Below are 16610 nucleotides of genomic sequence, written 5' to 3'. Positions count from 1 at the left end.
CTACTTGTATAGACAGGTTCACATGACAAGCACATCCACCACTTCCTCCCCAGCCCTCTTGACCCTCACGCCCGGCAAGGTCGACCTGGCGATGCTGCGACGCATCCAGGCCGGTGGCGTGCGGCTGTCGCTCGATGCGTCGGTGCGCGACGGCATGCTTCGCGCCGAAGCCGCCGTGCGCCACATCGTGGAGAACGACCAGGTGGTCTATGGCATCAACACCGGCTTCGGCAAGCTGGCCAGCACGCGCATCGGCAACGACCACCTGGCCGAGCTGCAGCGCAACCTCGTGCTGTCGCACAGCGTGGGCACGGGCGAGCCGCTGGCCGCGCCGGTGGTGCGCATCGTGCTCGCGACCAAGGCCGTGAGCCTGGCGCGCGGGCACTCGGGCGTGCGGCCCGCGCTGGTCGATGCGTTGCTGGCGCTGTTCAACGCGGGCGTCGTGCCGAGCATTCCGTGCAAGGGCTCGGTCGGTGCGTCGGGCGACCTGGCGCCGCTCGCGCACATGGCCTGCGTGCTGATCGGCGAAGGCGAGGCGACCCTGGCCGACGGCAAGGTGGTCGGCGGCGCCGAAGCCATGCGCAGCATCGGCCTCGAACCCTTCGTGCTCGGCCCCAAGGAAGGCCTGGCGCTGCTCAACGGCACGCAGGTGTCGACGGCGCTGGCGCTGTTCGGCCTGTTCGGCGCGGAAGACGTGTTCGCCTCGTCGCTGATGTCGGGCGCGCTGTCGCTCGAAGCCATCCAGGGGTCGATCAAGCCCTTCGACGCGCGCATCCACGCCGCGCGCGGCCAGCTGGGCCAGATCGCCGTGGCCGGCGCCGTGCGCGCGCTGCTCGACGGCAGCGAGATCGTGCCCTCGCACGCCGACTGCGGCCGCGTGCAGGACCCGTATTCGGTGCGCTGCATCCCGCAGGTGATGGGCGCCTGCCTCGACAACCTCGCGCATGCCTCGCGCGTGCTGGTCATCGAAGCCAACGCCGCGTCGGACAACCCGCTGGTGTTCGTCGACACCGGCGAGGTGATCTCCGGCGGCAACTTCCACGCCGAACCCGTCGCCTTCGCGGCCGACATCATCGCGCTGGCCATCAGCGAAGTGGGCGCCATCGCCGAACGCCGCATCGCGCTGCTGCTCGACACGGGCCTCTCGGGCCTGCCGCCGTTCCTGGTGCGCGACGGCGGCCTCAACTCCGGTTTCATGATCGCGCAGGTCACCGCTGCCGCCCTGGCTTCGGAGAACAAGTCGCTCGCGCACCCCGCCAGCGTCGACAGCCTGCCCACCTCGGCCAACCAGGAAGACCATGTGTCGATGGCCACCTTCGCGGGCCGCCGCCTGGGCGATATGGTGAACAACACCGCCGTGGTGGTCGGCATCGAGGCCATGGCCGCCGCACAAGGCATCGAACTGAAGCGCGGGCTCAAGAGTTCCCCGTTGGTGGAGGCCGAGTTCGCCGCCATCCGCCAGAAGGTCGCGTTCCTGGAGCGCGACCGCTACCTCGCCCCCGACATCGAAGCCATGCGCCAGTGGGCGCTGGCGGCCGAGCTGCCGGCCGCGCTGCTCGACATCCTGCCCAGTCACTCGTAAAACCTCACCCGATTAGGAGAACCACGCCATGAACGCTCCCGAGAAATTCGCCCTGCAGAACCCCGAAGCTGCCGATCCGCGCCACGACCCGACCCGCGTGATCCGCGCCCCGCGCGGCAGCGAACTCAACTGCAAGAGCTGGCTCACCGAGGCCCCGTTCCGCATGCTGCAGAACAACCTCGACGCCGAGGTGGCCGAGCGCCCGCAAGACCTGGTGGTGTACGGCGGCATCGGCCGCGCCGCGCGCAACTGGGCCTGCTACGACCAGATCCTGGCGTCGCTGAAGGAACTGAACGACGACGAGACGCTGCTCATCCAGTCGGGCAAGCCCGTGGGCGTGTTCAAGACGCACGAGAACGCACCGCGCGTGCTGCTGGCCAACTCCAACCTCGTGCCCAAGTGGGCCAACTGGGAGCACTTCAACGAGCTCGACCGCCAGGGCCTGTTCATGTACGGCCAGATGACCGCGGGCAGCTGGATCTACATCGGCAGCCAGGGCATCGTGCAGGGCACCTTCGAGACCTTCGTCGAAGCCGGCCGCCAGCACTACGACAACAGCCTCGCGGGCAAGTGGATCCTCACGGCCGGCCTGGGCGGCATGGGCGGCGCGCAGCCGCTGGCCGCCACGCTGGCGGGCGCGGTGTCGCTCAACATCGAGTGCCAGCAGTCGAGCATCGACTTCCGCCTGCGCACGCGCTATGTCGACAAGCAGGCGCGCGACATCGACCATGCCCTGGAGCTGATCAAGCAGCACTGCGACGCCAAGGAAGCCGTGTCGATCGCGCTGCTGGGCAACGCCGCCGACATCCTCCCGGAACTCGTGAAGCGCGCGAAGGCGGGCGGCCTGAAGCCCGACCTCGTGACCGATCAGACCTCCGCGCACGACCTGATCAACGGCTACCTGCCCTCGGGCTGGAGCGTGCCGCAGTGGCAAGCCGCGATGAAGGACGCCTCGCAGCACGACGCGCTCAAGAAGGCCGCCGCCCAGTCGTGCGCCGTGCACGTGCAGGCCATGCTCGACTTCCAGGCCATGGGCATCCCCACGGTCGACTACGGCAACAACATCCGCCAGGTCGCGTTCGACGAGGGCGTGGAGAACGCCTTCGACTTCCCCGGCTTCGTGCCCGCCTACATCCGCCCGCTGTTCTGCGAGGGCAAGGGCCCGTTCCGCTGGGTGGCGCTCTCGGGTGACCCGGAAGACATCTACAAGACCGACGCCAAGATCAAGGAGCTGTTCCCCGAGAACACCCACACGCACCGCTGGCTGGATATGGCGCGCGAGCGCATCAGCTTCCAGGGCCTGCCGGCGCGCATCTGCTGGCTGGGCCTGGGCGAGCGCCACATCGCCGGCCTGGCCTTCAACGAGATGGTGAAGAACGGCGAGCTGAAGGCGCCCATCGTCATCGGCCGCGACCACCTGGACACCGGCTCGGTCGCCAGCCCCAACCGCGAGACCGAAGCCATGAAGGACGGCACCGACGCCGTGAGCGACTGGCCGCTGCTCAACGCGCTGCTCAACACCGCGGGCGGCGCCACCTGGGTCAGCCTGCACCACGGCGGCGGCGTGGGCATGGGCTACTCGCAGCACTCGGGCGTGGTGATCGTTGCCGACGGCACCGACGCGGCGGCCAAGCGCATCGAGCGCGTGCTGTGGAACGACCCGGCCAGCGGCGTCATGCGCCATGCGGATGCGGGCTACGACATCGCGGTGGCCACGGCCAAGGCCAAGGGCCTGAAGCTGCCGATGGTGAAGTGATGGCGGGCGCCGCGCTCCCCGACGCCATGGAATTGCGGCGCCGCGTGCAGGCGCGCGTGCATGCGTGTGTGGACGACGCGCTGGTCGCGCAGTTCCAGCGCGACGGCGCGGTCTGCATCCGCCAGCTGCTCACGGCCGACGAACTGGCGCTGCTGCGCGACGGCATCGAGGCCAACCTGGCGGCGCCCAGCCCGCGCGCCAAGGTGGCGAGCCGGCCCGACGACCCGGGCCGCTTTTTTGAAGACTTCTGCAACTGGCAGGACATCGACGCCTTTCGCCGCTTCATCTTCGAGGCGCCGCTCGCGCCATTGGCGCAGCGGCTCATGGGCTCGAACACGGTGCGGCTGTACCACGACCACCTGCTCGTGAAGGAGCCCGGCACGCGCCAGCGCACGCCCTGGCACCAGGACCAGCCGTACTACAACATCGAGGGCGAGCAGAACGTCAGCATGTGGATTCCGGTCGATCCGGTGTCGCGCGCCGCCACGCTCGAGTTCGTGGCCGGCTCCCACAAGGGGCCGTGGCTCATGCCGCGCACCTTCATGGACAACCACGCCAAGTGGTTCCCCGAAGGCAGCCTGCAGGACCTGCCGGACATCGAGGGCGCGCGCGAGCGCTTTCCCATCGTCGGCTGGAACATCGAGCCCGGCGATTTCGTCTGCTTCCACATGCTCACGCTGCATGCGGCGGCCGGTGTGGAGGGGCCGGACCGGCGCCGCGTGTTCTCGGTGCGCTTCCTGGGCGACGACATCCGCCACGCGCCGCGCAGCTGGAAGACCTCGCCCGATTTCCCCGGGCTGGCCGACACCTTGCCGGCGGGCGCGCCGATGGACGACGCACGCTTTCCTCTGCTGGTGGGCTGAGCCCGGCGCGCATTCGGGTAAGACGAAGGTAGAAAGAAAAAACGCAGCCATTCCCACTCGTTGGGAATAAAGGCTTGGAAGTGAGAACAGCGAGCAAGATACTGCACGCCGGCTCCACTTTCGACATCCCTGCGACTGCTTCCGATGACGCCTCCGACCGACGCTCCCGCCCAGAACGCTCATAGCGACCGCGCGCTGTTCGTGCTGTCGGTGCTGGCGCAGAGCAAGACGGCGATGACGGCGGCCGAGCTGGTGCAGGCCACCGGCCTGTCGCAGAGCACGCTGTACCGGCAGGTCGCCACGCTGCGGCGCTGGGGCTTCGTGATGGAGTCGGACGGGCGCTACTCGCCGGGCCCGGTGAGCGTGCAGCTCGCCAGCGGCTTCGACGGCAACTCCGACCTCGTGATGGCCGCGCGCGCCGACATGCGGGTGCTGGCCCGGCAAAGCCATGAAAGCGTGGCGCTGCTCATTCTGGTGAACGAACGCGTCGTGTGCCTGGAGATGATCGACAGCGAACAGTCGCTGCGCTGCTCCTTCGACCGAGGCCGCAGCGTGCCCGCGCGCGACGGCGCCAGCGCCAAGTGCCTGATGGCCCACCTGCCGGCGGACCAGCGCGACGCCCTGCTCGAAGGCCTCGACGAAAGCCCCGAGCGCCACGCCGAGCGTGCCGCCGAACTCGATGCCATCCGCGAAGCCGGCCATGCCGTGACGCACGGCGAGGTCGACGCCGGCGTGTGGGGCGCGAGCGCGCCGGTGCTGGCATCGGGGCGGCGCCTGCGCGGCGCGATCACGCTCATGGCGCCGCTCACGCGCGTCGAGGGCATGGAAGCTGCATTGCTCCACATGACCGTCGTCACGGCGGCCCGCATCTCCCGCGCCCTGCAGTAGTCGCGCGCTGCCTTTTTCCTTCCCTTCAGTCTCACGAAAGCCTCACCATGAACACCCGCCGCACCTTCGTCGCAGCCGCCCTTTCCAGCCTTGCCTTCCTCGGCCTTGCCGGCAATGCCATGGCACAGGGCGAGCCGCTGCGCGTCGCCACCGACGCCACCTTCCCGCCCATGGAGTTCGTGGAGAACGGCAAGCGCACCGGTTTCGACGTGGAGCTGGTCGAAGCCGTCGGCAAGACGCTGGGCCGCAAGATCGAGTGGATCGACATCGACTTCAAGGGCCTCGTGCCGGGCCTGATCTCCAAGCGCTTCGACATGGCCGTCTCGGGCATCTACATCACCGACGAACGCAAGAAGGTCGTCGACTTCACCGTGCCGTACTACGCGGGCGGCCTGGTCGTGATGGTGAAGGACGGCAACACCGCCATCAAGACGCCGGCCGACATCAACGGCAAGAAGGTCAGCGTGCAGGTGGGCACCAAGTCGGTTTCCTTCACGAAGGAAAAGTACCCGCAGGTGCAGCTGCTGGAAGTCGAGAAGAACCAGGAGATGTTCAACCTGGTGGACATCGGCCGCGCCGACGCCGCCGTGACCGGCAAGCCCGCCGCCTACCAGTACGTGCGCACGCGCGGCGGCCTGAAGGTGCTGCCCGAGCAGATCACCACCGAGGAATACGGCATGGCCATCCGCAAGGACACGCCAGAGCTCACCAAGGCCGTGAACGGCGCCATCGACAAGCTCAAGGCCGACGGCACCTACGACCAGATCGTGAAGAAGTGGTTCAGCGCCACGGCCAAGTAAGCGCGAAGCAGCACCATGGATCTCGATTTCTCGCCCGTCTGGACGGGCTGGCCCGACCTGCTGCGCGGCGCGCTCGTCACGGTGGAGATCACCGCGTGCGCGCTGGCGCTGGGCTGCGTGCTGGGCCTGCTGGTCGGCATCGGCCGGCTGAACCCGAAGCGGCGCTGGATCTACGGCGTGTGCACCGCGTACGTGGCCGTCATTCGCGGCACGCCGCTGCTGGTGCAGCTGTTCATCCTGTTCTTCGGGCTGCCGCACTTCGGCATCCTGCTGCCGGCCTTCCTGTGCGGCGTGCTGGGCCTGGGCGTGTACTCGGGCGCGTACGTGTCGGAGATCGTGCGCGGCGCGATCCAGTCGATCGACAAGGGCCAGACCATGGCCGCGCAATCGCTGGGCATGACGCCCGGCACGGCCATGCGCCAGATCGTGCTGCCGCAGGCGGTGGTGCGCATGATTCCGCCGCTGGGCAACGAGTTCATCGCGCTCATCAAGAACTCGGCGCTGGTGTCGCTGCTGACCATCCATGACGTGATGCATGAAGGGCAGAAGATCATCAGCGTGTCGTACCGCTCGCTGGAGGTGTACCTGGCGATTGCGCTCGTGTACTTCGTGCTCACGGGAACGATGACGCTGGTGCTGCGCCACTTCGAGCAGCGGCTGCGCCAAGGCGGGTTGATGCGATGAGCGGCGCATCGGCATTTGCATTTCTCCCTCCCCTTCCGGGGGAGGGCAGGGGTGGGGGCACGACGGCCTTCACCCATTCACAGCGCTCGCTGCGCGCTGCCCCCATCCCAGCCTTCCCCCAAAGAGGGAAGGAGCAAGAAAAGAGATCGCCATGAGCGGCGTACAGCATTTCTCCCGCAGCACGCTGCCCGTCATGCCCTGGAAAAACGGCGGCGGCACCACCCAGGAAATCGCCAGCTGGCCGCAGGGCGCGGGGCTCGACAGTTTCGGCTGGCGCGTGAGCATCGCCAACATCGCGGCGGCGGGGCCGTTCTCGGTGTTCGCGGGCATCGACCGCACCATCATGCTGCTGGAGGGCGACGGCGTGCGCCTCTTCACGCACGACGCTCGCATCGACCACCTGCTCGACGTGCCGCACCAGCCCTTCGCCTTCAGCGGCGACGAGGCCATCGACTGCACGATGTTCGGCGGCGCATCGAACGACTTCAACGTGATGACGCGGCGCGGCCAGTGGCGCGCCGACGTGCGGGTGCTCGACGGCGCGAGCGCCCTCGAGGCCGCGCCGCACGGTGTGCTGCTGGCCCTGCGCGGCGCGTGGCGCTTGAACGACCAAGCCTTGCGCGAAGGCGAAGGCCTGCAGTGGGCCGATGCGCCACAGGCGTGGCAAGCGGTGGCCGAGGGATCGGGCGGCAACGATGCGCGATTGATCTCGGTGCGCATCGTGCCAGCCTGAGCTGAAACAACAACAACAACAACGACAACAACGACAGCAAAGACACAGATGAACCCCGCCCACGAACACCCTTCGGCCGACGGCCTCTGGACCGGCCTGCGGCTCGCCGCCGACCCCGATGCGCAAGCCGCCATCGTGGTCGCGCAGGGCGCCATCCGCTGGGTCGGCGCGCGCAGCGCATTGCCCGCCGAGTTCGCGGGCCTTGCGCCGCACGACGGCGGCGGCGCGCTCGTCACGCCGGGCCTGGTCGATTGCCACACGCACCTGGTCTACGGCGGCCAGCGCGCCAATGAATTCGCGATGCGGCTCGCCGGCGCCACCTACGAGGAAGTGGCCAAGGCCGGCGGCGGCATCGTGTCGTCGGTGCGCGCCACGCGCGAGGCCGACGAAGACACGCTCTTCGCGCAAGCCGCCGCGCGGCTCGAACAGCTGCTGGCCGACGGCGTGTGCGCCATCGAGATCAAGTCGGGCTACGGCCTTTCGCTGGAACACGAACGCAAGCAGCTGCGCGTGGCGCGGCGCCTGGGCGAAGCCTACGGCGTCACGGTGCGCACCACCTTCCTGGGCGCGCACGCGCTGCCGCCCGAGTACGCGGGCCAGCCCAATGGAAGCGCCGACTACATCGACCTCGTCTGCAACCAGATGCTGCCCGCGCTCGCGGCCGAAGGCCTCGTCGATGCGGTCGACGTGTTCTGCGAGCGCATCGCCTTCTCGCTCGCCGAAACCGAGCAGGTCTTCCAGGCCGCGAAGGCCTTGGGCCTGCCGGTGAAGCTGCATGCCGAGCAGCTGTCGGACATGGGCGGCGCGGCGCTGGCCGCGCGCTACGGCGCGCTCTCGTGCGACCACATCGAGCACCTGTCGGCCGAGGGCATCGCGGCGATGCGCCGGTCGGGCACCGTGGCCGTGCTGCTGCCCGGCGCGTACTACACGCTGCGCGACACGCACCTGCCGCCCATCGACGCGCTGCGCGCCGCGGGCGTGCCGATGGCGGTGTCCACCGATCACAACCCCGGCACCTCGCCGGCCCTGAGTCTCTTGCTGATGGTCAACATGGCTTGCACACTGTTCCGCCTCGCCGTGCCCGAGGCCCTCGACGGCGTCACCGTGCATGCGGCGCGCGCGCTGGGCCTGCAGGCCACGCACGGCGCCATCGCGCCCGGCATGCCGGCCAACTTCGTGCTGTGGAACGTGCGCGAGGCGGCCGAGCTGGCCTACTGGTTCGGCCAGCGGCCGGTGCGCACCGTGGTGCGGCAAGGCCGCATCGCCGTGGGAGCCGCCGCATGACGCACACGCTTTTCGCCGCCGACGCGCTGCTGCCCGAGGGCTGGGCCAAGGACGTTCTTCTGGCGTGGAACGACGCGGGCCAGCTCACGCAGGTGCAGGCCGGCGTGCCACGCCCCGCCGGCACGCCAGCCGCCGAAGGCCCGCTGATCCCCGGCATGCCCAACCTGCATTCGCACGCCTTCCAGCGCGCCTTCGCGGGCCTCACCGAGCACCGTGCCGAGCAGCACGACAGCTTCTGGAGCTGGCGCACGCTGATGTACCGCTTTGCCGCGCGCCTCGGCCCGCAGCACATGGAAGCCATCGCGACCTGGCTCTACGCCGAGATGCTCGAGGCCGGCTACACCAGCGTGTGCGAGTTCCAGTACGTGCACCACGACGTGGACGGCCGCCCCTACGCCGACGACGCGACCTTGAGCCTGGCCCTGCTGCGCGCCGCGCGGAAGACCGGCATCGGCTTCACGCTGCTGCCCGTGCTCTACCAGACCGCCGGCTTCGGCGACATGCCGCCCACCGACGGCCAGCGCCGCTTCATCCGCTCGACCGAGTCGATGCTGCGCCTGCTCGAAGCGCTCAAGCCCGTGTGCGACGCGCAGGGCGCGCGGCTGGGCCTGGCGCCGCATTCGCTGCGCGCCGTGCCGCCCGAGGCGCTGCGCGACGCGCTGGCGGGGCTCGACGCCATCGACCGCACCGCGCCCATCCACATCCACATCGCCGAGCAGACCAAGGAGGTGGACGACTGCGTGGCCTGGAGCGGCCTGCGCCCGGTCGAGTGGCTGCTCGACCATGCGCCGGTCGACGCGCGCTGGTGCCTCGTGCACGCCACGCACATGAACGACGCCGAGTACGAATACGCGGCCCAGAGCGGCGCGGTGGCGGGCCTGTGCCCGACGACCGAAGCCAACCTGGGCGACGGCATCTTCGACTTCGCCAAGTGGCGCGGCCACGGCGGCGCGTGGGGCGTGGGCTCGGACAGCCACGCCAGCGTCAACGCCGCCGAGGAACTGCTGATGCTCGAATACAGCCAGCGCCTGGGCAAGCGCCAGCGCAACGTGGGCGCCACGGCCGCGCAGCCGCATGTGGCGACTGCGTTCACGCTCGCGGCGGTGCAGGGCGGCGCGCAGGCGGCCGCCCGCGCCGTGGGCGGGCTGGCCGCGGGCCAGCAGGCCGACTTCGTGGTGCTCGACGCATCGCACCTTGCGCTGCAGGGGCTGTCGGCGCCCGATATGCTCTCGGCCCACGTCTTCGCGAGCCACCGCACCTCGGCCATCGGCGCCGTGTGGGTGGCAGGCCGGGCGCGCGTCTCGGCCGGTCGCCACGCGCTGCACGGCGAAGCCGCGGCCGCCTTCGTGGCCGCGCGCACCCAACTACTCAAGTATTGACCCCACCATGGCCTTCACCACCACCGAACCGTCATTCCGCTTTCGCCAGGGCACGCGCCCGCTGCTCATCTCGATGCCGCACGTCGGCACCCATGTGCCGCCCGCATTGGCCGCACGCTTCACCGACGAAGCGCGCCACGTGCCCGACACCGACTGGCACCTCGAGCAGCTCTACGACTTCGCCGACGCGCTGGGCGCCTCGGTGCTCGCGGCCACGCACTCGCGCTACGTGGTCGACCTGAACCGTCCGCCGGACGGCGCCAGCCTGTACCCCGGCCAGAGCGTCACCGGCCTGTGTCCGGTCGACACCTTCGACGACACGCCGGTGTATGCCGACGCCGCCGACGTGCCGGGCGACGAGGAAGTCGCCCAGCGCCGCGACGCCATCTGGCAGCCGTACCACCGCCAGCTGCAGGCCGAGCTCGAGCGCATGAAGGCCGTGCACGGCACCGTGGCGCTGTGGGACGCGCACTCCATCCGCTCGGTGCTGCCGCGCTTCTTCGAAGGCAAGCTGCCCGACCTGAACCTGGGCACCGGCAACGGCATCAGCTGCGACCCGGCGCTGGCCGAGACGCTGCTGGGCATCGGCAAGTCGGCCACGGGCTACACCGCGGTGCTCAACGGCCGCTTCAAGGGCGGCCACATCACGCGCCAGTACGGCAGCCCGGCCGGCGGCGTGCAGGCGGTGCAGCTGGAGATGACGCAGTCGAGCTACATGCAGGAAAAGCTGCCCTTCGACTACCTGCCCGAAGTGGCCGCGGGGGTGCAGCCGCACGTGCGGCGCATGCTGGAGGCGGTGCTGGCGTACGTGGAAGGTCCGCGAAAGGGCTGACGGCTGAGAAAGGGCCGACGGCTGAGAAAAGGCTGACGGCTGAGAAAAGGCTGACGCGTGTCAGGGCCGGCCCGCGGTTTCTACAATCGGGGGCTATGAAGCCCGTTACCTACACCCGCGGCCAGGCCCTGGCCGGCATCCTCGCCAAGCGCATCGCCATCCTCGACGGCGCCATGGGCACGATGATCCAGCGCTTCAAGCTCACCGAGGAACAGTACCGCGGCGAGCGTTTCAAGGACTTCGAGCGCGACGTCAAGGGCAACAACGAACTGCTCTCGCTCACGCGCCCCGACGTGATCAGCGACATCCACGAGGCCTACCTCGCGGCCGGCGCCGACCTGATCGAGACCAACACCTTCGGCGCGACCACCATCGCGCAGGAGGACTACAAGATGGCCCACCTGGCGCGCGAGATGAACCTCGAATCCGCCAAGCTGGCGCGCGCGGCCTGCGACAAGTACAGCACGCCCGACAAGCCGCGCTTCGTGGCCGGCGCCCTCGGCCCGACGCCCAAGACCGCCAGCATCAGCCCCGACGTGAACGACCCGGGCGCGCGCAACGTCGACTTCGAGTCGCTGCGCGCGGCCTACTACGAGCAGACCGAGGCGCTGGTCGAGGGCGGCGCCGACGTGATCCTGGTCGAGACCATCTTCGACACGCTCAACGCCAAGGCCGCGCTGTTCGCGGTGGACGAGTACTTCGACAACAGCGGCAACCGCCTGCCGCTGATCATCAGCGGCACGGTGACCGACGCCTCGGGCCGCATCCTGAGCGGGCAGACCGTGACCGCCTTCTGGCACAGCGTGCGCCATGCGCAGCCGCTGGCCATCGGCCTGAACTGCGCGCTGGGCGCGGCGCTGATGCGCCCGTACATCCAGGAACTGGCGCGCGTGGCCGGCGACACCTTCATCAGCTGCTACCCGAACGCCGGCCTGCCCAATCCGATGAGCGACACCGGCTTCGACGAGACGCCCGACGTCACCTCGCGCCTGCTGCACGAGTTCGCGGCCGAGGGGCTGGTGAACATCGTGGGCGGCTGCTGCGGCACCACGCCGGACCACATCGCGGCCATCGGCCAGGCCGTGGCGCCGATGGCCGGGCGCGCGCTCGGCGGCAACAACGCCGGCTTCTACAAAGAAGCGGCGTAGGCGCGAGGTCGCGCTCGGTGCGTCGGCGCGCGGTTGCGCCCGATGCCTGGCCGCGCGGTCGTGCTCGATGCGTCATGGCGCGGTCGCACTCGATGCATGAACGCGCGGTCGCAATCGATGCATGAACGCGCGGTCGCAATCGATGCATGAACGCGCGGTCGCGCTGGTGGCCGATTGACAGGCTCTCGGCCCCCCGCCTACGCTGGAGCGCAAGGAGCCTCGCCATGAACACATTCGCCCTGCGCTGGATCGGTATCGGCGCGCTCGCCTTGGCCCTGCCGCTCGCGGCGCAGGCGCAGCAGGCCTTCACCCGCGGTGCCGTCAACCTGCGCGCCGGCCCCTCGGGCGACTACCCGCTGGTGGCCCGGCTCGCGCCCGGCCAGCCGGTGGACGTGGTCGGCTGCACCAGCGGCTACGGCTGGTGCGACGTGGTGCTGCCCGACGGCGGGCGCGGCTGGGTCTGGTCGCGCAACCTCGACTACGCCTACCAGGACCAGCGCGTGCCGCTGGCCACCTACGGCGCGGTGATCGGCGTGCCGATCGTCGCCTTCGCCATCGGCAGCTACTGGGCCGACTACTACCGCGACCGCCCCTGGTACGGCGACCGGCGCTGGTGGGGCAACCGGCCGCCGCCGCCCATGGCGGGCTGGCGTCCGCCGCCGCCGGTGCGCCCGGGCTGGCAACCGCGGCCCTGGCAACCCGGGCCGGGGTTCCGGCCGCCGGGCCCCGGGTTCCGACCGCCGCCCGCGCCGGGGTTCCGCCCGCCACCGGACCCGGGCTTCAGGCCGCCGCGGCCGCAGCCCGGTTTCCGTCCCGGCCCCGCACCGGGCATGCCGCATCCGCACCCGGGCGGCGGCGGGCGTCCGCGCGGCGGTGGTGGTGGTGGCGGGCATGGGGGCCACGGCGGCGGTGGTGGCCATGGGGGCGGCCACGGCGGTGGGCATGGCCGCTGAACCGGCTGCCCGCCCGGCCTAGATTCCGCCGGTCTTGACGCCGCAGGTCCCCGCGGCCTGCCGGTCGCGCGCGATCAGCGAGACGAAGCGCTGTGCGCCCAGCCCCAGCGGGCGCTCGCGCGACCACACCACGTCGACCCACAGGTCGAGCCCGTTGCTGAGGTTCTCGAACGGAATCTCGATCAGCGCGCCCGCCGCCACGTGCGGCTTGGCGAAGTTGCGCTGCAGCCAGCCCCAGCCCAGCCCGGCGGTGATCAGGCTCAGCGCGGCCAGCGCGTTGTCGGTGCGCCAGACGTGGCGCGCGAACACGAAGCGCGGGTCGCTGGTGGCCAGGTCGCGCCCGGCCACCACGATCTGCCGGGTGTTGGTCAGGTGGTCCTCGCGCAGCCGGCCGCCGTTGGTCGCCAGCACGGGGTGGTCGGGTGCGATGACGGCCACCATCAGGTCGCTGCCGACCTCCTGGAAGCCTTCGCGGCCATCCAGGCTCGGGCGCTCGAACACCAGCGCCAACTGGGCGCGGCCGCTGTGCAGCAGGTCCAGCGCGTCGGCCTGCGGCGCGGCCAGCACCTCGACCTGCAGCAGCGGGTGCTCGCGCGCCAGCTCGGCCAGCGGGCCGCTCCACGGCGCGGCCAGCAGCTCGGGCGCAATGGCCAGCGTGAGCCGGTCTTCCAGTCCCTGCGTGAGTGCCAGCGCCTGCACCTGCAGCTGCCGCAGCTGCGCCGCCAGCAGCCGGGCCTGCGGCTCCAGCGAACGCGCCGCGGGCGTGGGCTGGGGCTCGCGGCCGCTGCGGTCGAACAGCGGCAGGTCGAGCTCGGCCTCGAGGTTGGCGATGGCCATGCTGACGGCCGACGGCACCTTGCGCAAAGCCCGCGCCGCGGCCGAGAAGGAGCCGTGGTCGATCACGGCCAGGAAGACTTCGACGTTGTCGCTGGAGAAGGCCATGGCGGTCGATCTATCAATAAAACTGAAACAAGTTAACTTTTTATATCAGCAAGGGACACATAAAGTCCAGTCATCGCAGTCAACAACCAAAGAGAAGCGTCATGCAGGGCATTCAGCGTCGAATCGTTTACATCAGCCTTTATGAAGGCATCGCCATCGTCGCGGCCAGCGCCGGCCTGGCGCTGATGACGGACGCCGGCCTGGGCCATTCGGGCGTGCTGGCGGTGGGCGCGTCGGTCATCGCGGTGATCTGGAACCTGGTCTTCAATGCGCTGTTCGAGCGCTGGGAATCGCGCCAGGCCGTGCGCGGGCGCAGCGTGCGCCGCCGCATCGCCCACGCCATCGGTTTCGAGGGCGGGCTGATCGCCTTCCTGGTGCCCATGTTCGCCTGGGGCCTGGGCGTGTCGCTGTGGCAGGCGCTGGTGATGGACCTGGGCCTGGTGGTGTTCTTCCTGGTCTACACCTTCGTCTTCAACTGGGTCTTCGACCGCGTGTTCGGCCTGCCCGCCTCCGCCACGGGCGAAGCACAACCGGCATAAAAACCACGTAAGCCTGCGCTTACTTAACTGCCATTGCCGGTCGCTGCAGGCTTGCGTGCGCCGGCGGCGCGCATCGCCAGGGCGCCGTTCAGGCGCAGGCGCTCGGTGTCGTTGAACAGCGTCTCGCGCAGCCGGGCCTGCTCGGCCTCGGAGGCGCGCGCGTAGCGGTCGATCCGGGCGTTCCATTCCTGGTTCTGCTGGTCGAGCGCCGCGAGGTTGCTGGCCACTTCATGCCCGTAGACCTCGCTGCGCGCGGCAAAGCGCTCCTGCGGGCTCGCGCCGCGCGCGTCCAGCGCCTCGGTCTGGCGCATCACGTCGCCGTGCGCCACGGCCTCGCGGCGCACCTCGCGCTGCTCCGGCGAGAGCCAGGCCTGCTCGCTCTGCGCCAGCGCGGCGGTGCGCTGCTCGGGCGTGAGGGCGGTGTTGGCGAGCGCCTCCAGCTTTTCCGTCATGAAGCGGTCCTGCCGGATCTGGTCGCCGAACAGGCCTTCGATTTCCTCGGGCCTGAAGTACTGGCGGCGCAGCGCCTCGCGCGCCTCCAGGCTGCGGCGCAGCTGCGCGGGGTCGCCGGGCGCGGGCGGCGGCAGCGTCACCAGCGCCTCGTGCATGTCGACGTAGCGTTCCAGCAGCCCCAGGGCGCGCACGCGCCAGTCTTCGCGCAGGTGCCTGGCCAGCAGGGCGGGGGCGCGGGCCATGAGCGTGGCCTTGCTGTCGGCCTGGGCCTCGGAGAGCACCTGGTCGAAGATGGCGATAAGGCCGCTGCTCAGCAGCGCGTCCGGCGCGGCGGGTGCCGCGAGCGGCCGGGGTTCGGGGCTCGGCGCGGCGGCAGCTGCGGTGCCCTGTGTTTCCGGCATGGGGGCCGGAAGGTCGGCCACGTCGGAGCCGGCCGCCAGCCAGCCGCCGCCCACGGCGAGCAGCAGCGCGCCGCCCGCGGCCCACAGCGTCCAGCGCGTGCGAGATGCCAAGGCCAATGCGCTCAGAGCCCCGCGCTCTTCAGCCGCGCGGCCTGTTCCTTGAAGATCGCCGGCACCTTCTTCTCGTAGTACGGGAACTGGCTGCCGTAGGTGTTGCCGAGCACCTGGTTGACCTCGTCGAGGTGGTTCTGGCGGTAGTCGCCCAGGTGCGTGCCCAGGCGGGTGGTGCAGGTGGCGAGCAGGCCGTCGTTGGCCTCGCCGAAGAAGGCGAGGGTGCCCAGCGCCGACAGCGGCGCGTCGCTCAGGTCGAACAGGTTGAAGCCGGTCGACACGCCCGACCACGAGTAGTAGCGCACCCCGTTGACCAGCGCCGCGCCGCTCTTCACGTCGCACGAGGCGCCCGGCGCGGGCCGGCCCTGCGGAAAGCTGGCGTCGAAGGCCGCGCCGCCCGCGGTGGTCAGCGAGGCCAGCGCGTTCAGCGGCACCTCGGGCAGCTGGCCCGGGTCCTTGCCCGAGAGAAAGCCGATCACGCTCGTGAGCAGGCCCACGGCCTTCACCACCACGGTCTGGCCGATGCCGCCTTCGGGCAGCTTCGCCAGCAGATCGGCCACCTTCGAGCCGCCGTTGGCGCCGCCCACCGAGGTGACCGAGGCGACCATGTCGGGTGCCACGGCGGCCACGTAGCGCACCGTGGGCGCGCCCTGCGAATGGCCGATCAGGTTGAACTTGAGCGTGGGGTTCTTCTCCATCGCGCGGATGGTCTTGAGCTCCTGCAGCAGCTGCTCGCCGCGGATCTCGGAGGTGTTGGTGCCCGACATCTGGGCCACGTAGACCCGGGCACCCGCGCCGGCCAGCGCATCGGGAATGCCGTAGAAGTAGTCGACGCCCAGCAGGTTGTCGAAGCCGAGCAGGCCGTGGACCAGCACGATGGGGTATTTCGTCTTCGCCTCGCTGGACGTGGCGCGTGCCGTGACCAGTGTCGAGCTGCCGCTGGCGGCCGACCGGGCCGCGGGTGTCACCAGAGTCGCTGCGGCTGCCATTGCGCAGCAAAGAACCACGTTCCACGTCTTGGCCATTCGGCACTCCCTTTCGTCGCTTTCGCGTTGGTTAAAAAAACGAACGTTCGTTCGGAAACGGTGGCCGCATTCTGTGGATCGAGGCGGGAATGGAAACTGGGGTTTCCCCCCGGCAGGTTTCGAATCGCCCTAAAATGCGCGACTTCCCAAGGAGCGTTGCAGCGGTGGGCCTCACAGGCCCGCCGTCAGGCTTGGGGCGACAACGACGCTCGCCTGTTCGACTCTTCCGCAGGTGAG

16 protein-coding genes and 1 riboswitch are annotated in these 16610 nt (G+C 70.0%); of the genes, 13 read left to right on the top strand and 3 right to left on the bottom strand.

Translation table 11 applies throughout. The features are described from left to right. Positions 1-22 precede the first annotated feature (22 nt). The 12 genes from hutH to BM013_RS14210 all read left to right on the top strand — a co-directional run bounded on the left by hutH (position 23) and on the right by BM013_RS14210 (position 12902). Positions 23-1582, top strand: a complete 1560-nt coding sequence (hutH, locus tag BM013_RS14265; RefSeq protein ID WP_093128044.1) for a histidine ammonia-lyase — start codon at positions 23-25, stop codon at positions 1580-1582. Between the two features lie 28 nt (positions 1583-1610). Further along, positions 1611-3338, top strand: coding sequence for a urocanate hydratase (gene hutU / locus BM013_RS14260; protein ID WP_093128043.1), 1728 nt, complete (start codon positions 1611-1613; stop codon positions 3336-3338). Between the two features lie 26 nt (positions 3339-3364). Beyond that, on the top strand, positions 3365-4201 hold the full coding sequence (locus tag BM013_RS14255) for a phytanoyl-CoA dioxygenase family protein (RefSeq protein ID WP_093128131.1): 837 nt from the start codon (positions 3365-3367) through the stop codon (positions 4199-4201). A 144-nt stretch (positions 4202-4345) separates the two neighbouring features. Then, positions 4346-5089, top strand: coding sequence for an IclR family transcriptional regulator (locus BM013_RS14250; RefSeq protein ID WP_093128041.1), 744 nt, complete (start codon positions 4346-4348; stop codon positions 5087-5089). Between the two features lie 47 nt (positions 5090-5136). Next, positions 5137-5889, top strand: coding sequence for a transporter substrate-binding domain-containing protein (locus BM013_RS14245; RefSeq protein WP_093128039.1), 753 nt, complete (start codon positions 5137-5139; stop codon positions 5887-5889). A 15-nt stretch (positions 5890-5904) separates the two neighbouring features. Then, a complete protein-coding gene (locus BM013_RS14240) occupies positions 5905-6573 on the top strand; it encodes an amino acid ABC transporter permease (RefSeq protein WP_093128037.1) in 669 nt (222 codons plus the stop codon). 151 nt (positions 6574-6724) lie between these two features. Beyond that, positions 6725-7306 (top strand): HutD/Ves family protein, encoded by a 582-nt coding sequence (locus BM013_RS14235; RefSeq protein WP_093128035.1) that lies wholly within the window; start codon positions 6725-6727, stop codon positions 7304-7306. A gap of 48 nt (positions 7307-7354) precedes the next feature. After that, positions 7355-8590 carry an imidazolonepropionase gene (gene hutI / locus BM013_RS14230; RefSeq protein ID WP_093128034.1) on the top strand — a complete coding sequence of 412 codons (1236 nt, stop codon included), beginning with the start codon at positions 7355-7357 and terminating at the stop codon, positions 8588-8590. Further along, positions 8587-9969 carry a formimidoylglutamate deiminase gene (locus BM013_RS14225; RefSeq protein ID WP_093128032.1) on the top strand — a complete coding sequence of 461 codons (1383 nt, stop codon included), beginning with the start codon at positions 8587-8589 and terminating at the stop codon, positions 9967-9969. The genes hutI and BM013_RS14225 overlap by 4 nt, the downstream gene beginning before the upstream one ends. 7 nt (positions 9970-9976) lie before the next feature. Continuing rightward, positions 9977-10801 carry an N-formylglutamate deformylase gene (gene hutG / locus BM013_RS14220; protein ID WP_093128031.1) on the top strand — a complete coding sequence of 275 codons (825 nt, stop codon included), beginning with the start codon at positions 9977-9979 and terminating at the stop codon, positions 10799-10801. Positions 10802-10896: 95 nt separating this feature from the next. Beyond that, positions 10897-11949: a homocysteine S-methyltransferase family protein gene (locus tag BM013_RS14215; protein WP_093128029.1), complete on the top strand. Its 1053-nt coding sequence runs from the start codon at positions 10897-10899 to the stop codon at positions 11947-11949. Positions 11950-12173: 224 nt separating this feature from the next. Continuing rightward, complete coding sequence (locus BM013_RS14210; RefSeq protein ID WP_093128027.1) at positions 12174-12902, top strand: SH3 domain-containing protein; 729 nt, start codon at positions 12174-12176, stop codon at positions 12900-12902. A gap of 18 nt (positions 12903-12920) precedes the next feature. On the opposite strand, the gene BM013_RS14205 is transcribed toward BM013_RS14210, so the two are convergent. Beyond that, the gene (locus tag BM013_RS14205; RefSeq protein WP_093128025.1) at positions 12921-13844 is read right to left on the bottom strand and encodes a LysR family transcriptional regulator; all 924 of its coding nucleotides are present in this window, start codon (positions 13842-13844) and stop codon (positions 12921-12923) included. Positions 13845-13945: 101 nt separating this feature from the next. Between BM013_RS14205 and BM013_RS14200 the strand changes: the two genes are divergently transcribed. Continuing rightward, a complete protein-coding gene (locus tag BM013_RS14200) occupies positions 13946-14383 on the top strand; it encodes a PACE efflux transporter (RefSeq protein ID WP_093128024.1) in 438 nt (145 codons plus the stop codon). Positions 14384-14406: 23 nt separating this feature from the next. Here BM013_RS14200 and BM013_RS14195 read toward each other — a convergent pair whose 3' ends face one another. Both BM013_RS14195 and BM013_RS14190 read right to left on the bottom strand, forming a co-directional pair. Beyond that, positions 14407-15348, bottom strand: a complete 942-nt coding sequence (locus tag BM013_RS14195; protein ID WP_093128022.1) for a lipase secretion chaperone — start codon at positions 15346-15348, stop codon at positions 14407-14409. Positions 15349-15359: 11 nt separating this feature from the next. Then, on the bottom strand, positions 15360-16316 hold the full coding sequence (locus tag BM013_RS14190; protein ID WP_256221495.1) for an esterase/lipase family protein: 957 nt from the start codon (positions 16314-16316) through the stop codon (positions 15360-15362). Between the two features lie 199 nt (positions 16317-16515). After that, positions 16516-16591: riboswitch (S-adenosyl-L-homocysteine riboswitch) on the top strand. Positions 16592-16610 lie beyond the last annotated feature (19 nt).

Origin of the sequence: Variovorax sp. OK605, assembly GCF_900115445.1 — a bacterium.
Classification (GTDB): Bacteria; Pseudomonadota; Gammaproteobacteria; order Burkholderiales; family Burkholderiaceae_C; genus Variovorax.
The sequence above is the reverse complement of the archived record's forward strand: the minus strand, read 5'-3'. Positions and strand labels throughout refer to the sequence as shown.